Below are 6,970 nucleotides of genomic sequence, written 5' to 3'. Positions count from 1 at the left end.
TGTCGGGGGAGACGACCCGGATCTTGTGCTCGGGCACTCCGGCGACCAGCGCGTACAGCGTGCGGTGGGCGTGCGGGGCCTGGGTGGTGGACCACAGGGTGAGCTTGCCGTCGACCGGGTCGTAGTCGGCGACCGCGCCGCACGTCTCCATCGGTGCCGGGTGCACGCGCGGGTAGACGATGTCCTCGCCGACCACGACATCGGCGCGCGCGAAGGCCGCCTCGGCCTCGGCGGCGTCGCCGGTCTCCCAGTCGAAGCAGTGGTTGTCGGACTTGCCCTCCAGGTCGTCGCGGATGACGGGTGTCTCGGGGGAGAGGGCGGTGCGTACGTCGATCACCGGGTCCAGTGCCTCGTACTCGACGTCGATCAGTTCCAGCGCGTCCCGGGCGGCGTAGCGGTCCTCGGCGACGACGAAGGCGACCTCCTGGCCCTGGAAGCGGACCTTGTCGGTGGCGAGGACGGCCTGGACGTCGCCCGAGAGGGTCGGCATCCAGGCCAGGCCCTTCTCGGCGAGCATCGCGCCGGTCACCACGAGGCGGACCTTCGGGTGGGCCTCGGCGAGGCTGGTGTCGACGGACAGGACGCGGGCGTGGGCGAGCGGTGAGCGCAGGACGGCCAGGTGCAGCATGCCGGGCAGTTGGAGGTCGTCGACGTAGCGGCCCTTGCCGCGGACGAAGCGCGGGTCCTCCTTGCGCAGCATGCGGCCGTGGCCGCACGGCTTCTGGTCGTTGTCGACGAACGCGGTGCGGTGGCCGTTGGGGGAGACGGTCGTCATGACGTTGCCTCCGCCGAGGTCGTCGTGGTCCGGGTGCCGGCTTCCTCGGCCGCCGCCCATCTGACGGAGCGCACGATGGTGGCGTATCCGGTGCAGCGGCAGATCTGCCCGGAGATCGCCTCCCGGATCTCCTGCTCGGAGGGGTCGGGATTACGGTCGAGCAGGGCCCGCGCGGTCATCATCATGCCGGGGGTGCAGAAGCCGCACTGAAGTCCGTGGCACTCGATGAACCCCTGCTGGACGGGGTCCAGTTGCCCGTTCTGCTCCAGCCCCTCCACCGTGCGCACCTCGTGCCCGCCGGCCATCGCGGCCAGTACCGTGCACGACTTGACCGGTTCGCCGTCCATCCACACCACGCACGTACCGCAGTTGCTGGTGTCGCACCCCCAGTGGGTGCCCGTCAACCGCAGGTGGTCGCGCAGGAAGTGGACGAGCAGCAGCCGCCCCTCGATCTCCCGGGTGACCTCTTCCCCGTTGACGGTCATGGTGACCTGCACGATGGCTCACACCTCCGGTCCAGTGGCCCGGGCCACGGCCCGGCGCAGTACGCGTACGGTCAGCTCACGTGCCAGATGGCGCTTGTACTCGGCGCTGCCGCGGCGGTCGGTGACCGGCGAGCAGGCCTCGGCGGCCATGTCCCCGGCCCGGGCGTACGACTCCTCGTCGGGCTGCCGTCCCCGCAGTGCCTCGGCGATGCCGGGGATGCCGGCGGTGTGGGGGCCGACGGCGGCGAGCCCGACGCGGGCGTCGGTGACCGTCCCGCCCTCCAGCCACACCGCGGCTCCGGCCGAGACGACCGCCCAGTCCCCGGCCCGCCGCTCCACCTTCTCGTACGCGCTCGACCCGCCCAGGCGGACGGGGAAGCGGATCTCGGTGAGGATCTCCGCGTCGCCGACGGCGGTCTCGTACGGCCCGCGATGGAAGTCCTCCATCGGTACGAGCCGTTCGCCGTCCCGGCCACGGATCACGCACACGGCGTTGAGCGTGGTGCACACGGCGGACAGGTCCTCGGACGGATCGGCCTGGCACAGCGAGCCGCCGAGCGTGCCCCGATTCCGGACGACGGGGTCCGCGATGACCCGCTCGGCGTCCCGGAAGATCGGGAAGGCGGCGGCGAGTTCGTCGGACTCCAGCAGTTCCCGGTGGCGGGTCATGGCGCCGATCCGGATCGACTCGGGTCCGACCCGGATGTAACCGAGCTCGCCGTGCAGCTCGTTGATGTCGATCAGGTAATCGAACTCGGCCAGCCGCAGCTTCATCATCGGGATCAGGCTGTGCCCGCCGGCCACGATCCGCGCCGTGTCGCCCAGCCGGTCCAGGAGCGTGATGGCCTCTTCGACGCTGTGCACCCGCTGGTACTCGAACGGAGCGGGAACCTGCATGGGCGCAATCCCCCTGTCTCGCACCGGACTTGACCCGGCGCGTCGGGCGCTGTGTCCGGCCCATTGGGCGCTCGGCGACGACGGGTGTCAACGGCTGGTTAACCGTTCACTTAAGTCGCCCACGGAGCCCGGAATGGCATGCTGGACCGCATGGGCGATCACGCACACCACGACTCGGTACGCCGCAGCTACGACACCGTGGCGGAGGAGTACGCGACCCGCCTCCACGCGGAACTCGACCACAAGCCCCTGGACAAGGCGTTGCTCGCCGCCTTGCTGGAACAGACGCAACCGGGCACCACGATCGGCGACCTGGGCTGCGGTCCCGGACACGTGGCGGCCTGGCTCGCCGAGAAGGGCGCGCACACGGTCGGGATCGACCTGTCCCCGGGCATGCTCGTGGCGGGCGGGCGCCGCTTCCCGCAGGTGGAGTTCCGCGAGGGCGACCTACTGGAACTGCCCGCGAAGAACGCCGAGTTCGGTGCGATGGTCGCCTTGTACACGATCCTCCACCTCGACCCCGATGAACTTCCCCGCGCCTTCGCGGAGATGGCACGCGTCCTGCGTCCTTCAGGCCTTGCCCTCCTCTCCTTCCACATCGGCGAGGAGATCCGGCACCTGGACGAGTGGTGGGGGCACAAGGTGGACGTCGACTTCCGCTTCCTCGACCCGACCCGGGTCGCCGAGCAGCTGGAGACGGCCGGCTTCGCCGTGGAGATGAGCCTGCAACGCACCCACTACGCCCACGAGGTGGAGACCCGCCGCGCCTACGTCCTGGCCCGCCGCTCCTGACACGTCACGACGGGCTGGTAGTAGCCGGTGGACTCCGGCGCGTGCCAGACGATGTCGGCGAAGCCCGCCTCGGTCAGGAGGAGTGTCAACTGCGGGCGGGACAGCGCCCAGTAGGTGGTCCGGCGTCGTCGGACCGTCCAGTCGGCCCCGGCGGGGATGAGCTGGAAGTGCTCCAGGTCGTAGCGCTCGCCGTCCTCGTGCCAGTGCCACAGCTGAAACGTGATCACCCGGCCGTCGGGGGTCCGGCTGACCTGGGGTGGTGTCGAGAGGGGCCTGGTCCGGCGGATCTCGTCGTAGTCCCGGAGGGTGAGCACCAGCAGTCCGCCGTCGCGCAGCACCCTCCGCATGCCGTCGAGCGCCGCTGCGACGTCCGGTGCCGACAGCAGATGCGGGAGCGAGTTGTCGGCGCAGACGACGACGTCGAAGACGGAGGAAGCGAACGGCAGCCGGCGCATGTCCCCGGCGGCCGTCGCGAGCCCGACGCCCCGCGCGGCCGCCTCGGCCCCGGCGCGCGTGGCGGCACGCGGACTGAGATCGCTGCCGACGACCCGGTGACCGGCCCGGGCCAGCCCGATCGCCTGCGTGCCGATCCCGCAGGAACAGTCCAGGACGCGCCGCGGCCCCGCTCCCAGCCGGTGCTCGACGAGAGCGTCGAGTGCCGCCGCCTGGCGCGCGATGCTCGCATCCCAGTCGGGGAACATCAGGTGGTAGTCGGCGGCCAGGTCGTCGTAGAAGGCCCTGGGGGAGGACCCGCTCGCTGCGCTGCTCAGTTCAGTACCGCTTCCCAGGTGTCGACGGCGAAATGAAGCGTCATTCCGTTACGCCCGTACAGCTCGGGAGCGCCGGTGGCGTTGGCCGTGTCGACGCCCAGCCCCACGGTATCCCGCCCCCGCCCGGCGAACGCGGCGAAGGCATGCCGCAGCAGCAGTGCGCCCAGACCCCGGCCGCGGGCCTCCCGCAGCACTCCGATGCTGCGGATCCACCCCATCGCCTCCCGGTCGTCCCGGGAGATCAGGAACCCGGCGTCGCCCGAGTCCTCGGTGCTGACGATCCACACCAGCGACCAGTCGAGGAGTTCGGCGTCGACGTCGTGCAGCCACTGCTCGTACGTGCGCGGCTGGAAGTCGAAGTGCTCGGCGAAAGCGGCCTGATAGAGCCGGTGGACTCGCTCACGGTCGGCGTCCGTCGTGCACGGGCGCATCCGTACCCCGGCGGGCGGCTCGGGGGCGAGGTCGCGCGCCGGGTCCAGGGGGCGTCGCAGCACGTGGTAGCGGCGTACGACCTGCCAGCCCCGCGCCTCGATCAGCGCTGTGTCGAGCGTGGGCTCGGTGTTGAGATGCAGATGGACCACTGCCTTCGCCGCGCCGTTGGCCCGGGCCTTGTCGAGGGCCCTGGTCTGCATCGGGTCCAGGAGCAGTTCGCCGGCCCGCTGGTGGTCGGGAAGGACGTAGTGGTCGATGTCGACGCGCTCGTCCCCGGAGTCGTCCCACAGCAGCCCGTACGCCACCAGCAGGTCGCCGTCGAAGGCCAGCCAGGAGTCACGCTCCAGGTCGATGTCGGGCCGCTTCAGATCCGCCTCGACGGTGTGCAGATCGGTCTCGCGCCGGCCGATCTCGATCTCGTCGACGGTGTTGAGCAGTTCGGTGATCGCGGGGGCGTCGGCGAGCAGGGCCGGGCGCAGGACGTAGGACATGAGGGCCAGGGTGCTGGGGGGCGGGGGAGCGTGCAACGGAATTTCGCGCGGCGGGTGCCGCATGCGCTTCGTCCGTTTGCCCGTGTGGCCGCATTCTCCGGCGTGTCGGGCACAAAACACCCGGTAACGTCGCGGTCCTCAGACCGGCTCGTGTTCGGGGGAACCGCATGGACTACTACGACCTCGGCACTCACGGCCGCACCGTCACGACCTCGTCCCCCGAGGCCCAGCTGTGGTTCGACCGCGGTCTCGTGTGGACGTACGCCTTCCACCACGAGGAAGCCGTCGCCTGCTTCGAGGCCGCCGTCCAGGCCGACCCCGGCTGCGCCATGGCGTACTGGGGCATCGCGTACGCGCTCGGGCCCAACTACAACAAGCCGTGGGAGTTCTTCGACGGGGAAGACCTCGTACGGACCGTCGAGCGCACCCACGCCGCGGTGGAGCTGGCGCACGAGAAGGCGCAGGCCGGTGCCACGCCCGTCGAGCGGGCCCTGATCGGCGCGCTGCGCGCCCGCTACCCGCAGGCGAAGGCCGTCGAGGACTGCTCGGTGTGGAACGCGCCGTACGCCGACGCCATGCGCGCCGTCCACGAGCTCGCCCCCGACGACCTGGACATCGCCACCCTGTACGCCGACGCCCTGATGAACCTGACCCCCTGGCAGCTGTGGAACCTCAGGACCGGAGAGCCGGAGGAAGGCTCCCGCACCCTGGAGGCCAAGGCGGTGCTGGACCGCGTGCTCGCGACGGACGCCGGCGCACGCCATCCGGGAGTGCTGCATCTGTACATCCACCTGATGGAGATGTCCCCGACGCCCGAGGCCGCGCTGCCCGTCGCCGACCGGCTGCGCGGACTGGTCCCCGACGCCGGTCATCTGCAGCACATGCCCACGCACCTGGATGTGCTGTGCGGCGACTACCGGCGGGTCGTGTCGGACAACAGCGCCGCGATCGTCGCCGACGAGAAGTTCCACGCCCGGGCCGGAGCCATGAACTTCTACACCCTGTACCGGTCGCACAACTACCACTTCAAGATCTACGGCGCGATGTTCCTAGGCCAGTCCCGGACCGCCCTGGACACCGCCGCCCAGCTGGAGGCCTCCGTCCCGGAGGAACTGCTGCGCGTTCAGAGCCCGCCCATGGCCGACTGGCTGGAGGGCTTCCTCGCCATGCGGGTGCATGTGCTGATCCGCTTCGGGCGCTGGGCCGACATCCTCCAGCTGCCCCTGCCCGCCGATCCGGAGCTGTACAGCGTGACGACCGCGATGCTGCACTACGCCCGTGGCGTCGCCCTGTCCGCCACCGGCCGGATCGCCGAGGCCGAGGCCGAGCGCGTCCTGTTCCACGAGGCGGCGGCCCGGGTGCAGGAGACACGCATGCTGTTCAACAACACCTGCGCCGACATCCTCGCCATCGCCTCCGCGATGCTCGACGGTGAACTCGACTACCGCAAGGGCGACTTCGACGCCGCGTTCGCCGCGCTGGAGCGGTCCATCGACCTCGACGACAACCTGCCCTACGACGAGCCGTGGGGGTGGATGCAGCCCACCCGGCACGCCTACGGGGCCCTGCTCCTGGAGCAGGGACGTGTCGCGGAGGCCGAGGCGGTCTACCGCGCCGACCTCGGGCTCGACGACACCCTGCCGCGCGCGGTACAGCACCCGGGCAACGTGTGGGCCCTGCACGGGTTCCACGAGTGCCTCGTGCGGCTCGGCAAGCCGGGCGAGGCGCGGATCGTGGCGCAGCAGCTGAAGATCGCCGTCGCGCTGGCGGACGTACCGATCGAGGCGTCGTGCTTCTGCCGCCGCGACACCGGTTGCTGCTCCTGATCACGCGGTGAAGAGCCGCAGTTGGAGGGCGAGCGTGCTGTAGTACCCCACCAGTGCGGACAGTTCGAAGAGCGCGCGCTCGCCGAGGGCCATCCGCGCGGCCTCATATGTGCGTCGCTGATCGAGCCGCCGTGATGTGCCAGTGCGCGGGTGAACTCCCGGGCCGCACGCTCGACGGTGTCCGCGAACCGCGGATCCCGGCTCTCCCGCAAGGCCGCCGGCTCGACCGCGGTCAGGCCGACCGCCGCTCCCACCCGTTCGTGCGCATGCTGCTCGAAGGAGCTGTCCCGGACCTGCGCGACCACGAGGACGGCGATCTCTCTTACCCGTGGGTCCAGTTGGGTCCGGTACCGGATCGCCGCACCGAGCTCCTGGAGCGAACGCCCGAGAGCGGGGTTGAGCGGCATCGCGTTGAACGGCCCTTCCAGACGCCCTTCGGTGTCGGTGAGGGCGAAGTGCTGGGGTCCCGAAGCCCGCGCACCCGAGGTGATCTCGGCGTACA

7 protein-coding genes and 1 pseudogene are annotated in these 6,970 nt (G+C 70.8%); 2 read left to right on the top strand and 6 right to left on the bottom strand.

The annotated features are described in order from the left end of the window. From ACWD3I_RS44140 to ACWD3I_RS44130, 3 genes are all read right to left on the bottom strand, one after another. Positions 1-775, bottom strand: a 775-nt coding sequence (locus tag ACWD3I_RS44140) for a molybdopterin cofactor-binding domain-containing protein (protein ID WP_365412043.1), incomplete at its 3' end; no start/stop codon positions are given. Then, entirely contained in the window at positions 772-1,272 is a 501-nt protein-coding gene (locus ACWD3I_RS44135; RefSeq protein WP_365412046.1) for a (2Fe-2S)-binding protein, read from the bottom strand. The genes ACWD3I_RS44140 and ACWD3I_RS44135, both read right to left, overlap by 4 nt. Before the next feature lie 6 nt (positions 1,273-1,278). Then, positions 1,279-2,157 (bottom strand): FAD binding domain-containing protein, encoded by an 879-nt coding sequence (locus tag ACWD3I_RS44130; protein ID WP_365412048.1) that lies wholly within the window; start codon positions 2,155-2,157, stop codon positions 1,279-1,281. Positions 2,158-2,307: 150 nt separating this feature from the next. Between ACWD3I_RS44130 and ACWD3I_RS44125 the strand changes: the two genes are divergently transcribed. Then, positions 2,308-2,949: a class I SAM-dependent methyltransferase gene (locus ACWD3I_RS44125; protein WP_365412051.1), complete on the top strand. Its 642-nt coding sequence runs from the start codon at positions 2,308-2,310 to the stop codon at positions 2,947-2,949. Here ACWD3I_RS44125 and ACWD3I_RS44120 read toward each other — a convergent pair. Beyond that, positions 2,925-3,650: a class I SAM-dependent methyltransferase gene (locus tag ACWD3I_RS44120; protein ID WP_365412054.1), complete on the bottom strand. Its 726-nt coding sequence runs from the start codon at positions 3,648-3,650 to the stop codon at positions 2,925-2,927. The two genes, ACWD3I_RS44125 and ACWD3I_RS44120, sit on opposite strands and share 25 nt — an antisense overlap. Positions 3,651-3,715: 65 nt before the next feature. Next, positions 3,716-4,642 carry a GNAT family N-acetyltransferase gene (locus ACWD3I_RS44115; protein WP_365412057.1) on the bottom strand — a complete coding sequence of 309 codons (927 nt, stop codon included), beginning with the start codon at positions 4,640-4,642 and terminating at the stop codon, positions 3,716-3,718. A gap of 167 nt (positions 4,643-4,809) precedes the next feature. On the opposite strand from ACWD3I_RS44115, the gene ACWD3I_RS44110 reads away from it, so the two are divergent. After that, positions 4,810-6,468, top strand: a complete 1,659-nt coding sequence (locus ACWD3I_RS44110; RefSeq protein ID WP_365412060.1) for a hypothetical protein — start codon at positions 4,810-4,812, stop codon at positions 6,466-6,468. 206 nt (positions 6,469-6,674) lie between these two features. Here ACWD3I_RS44110 and ACWD3I_RS44105 read toward each other — a convergent pair. Continuing rightward, positions 6,675-6,875: pseudogene (locus ACWD3I_RS44105) on the bottom strand (carboxymuconolactone decarboxylase family protein); the annotation flags it as partial. Positions 6,876-6,970: the final 95 nt, after the last annotated feature.

The organism is Streptomyces sp. NPDC002817, from assembly GCF_053592055.1.
This window is presented reverse-complemented; position numbering and strand designations above follow the sequence as displayed.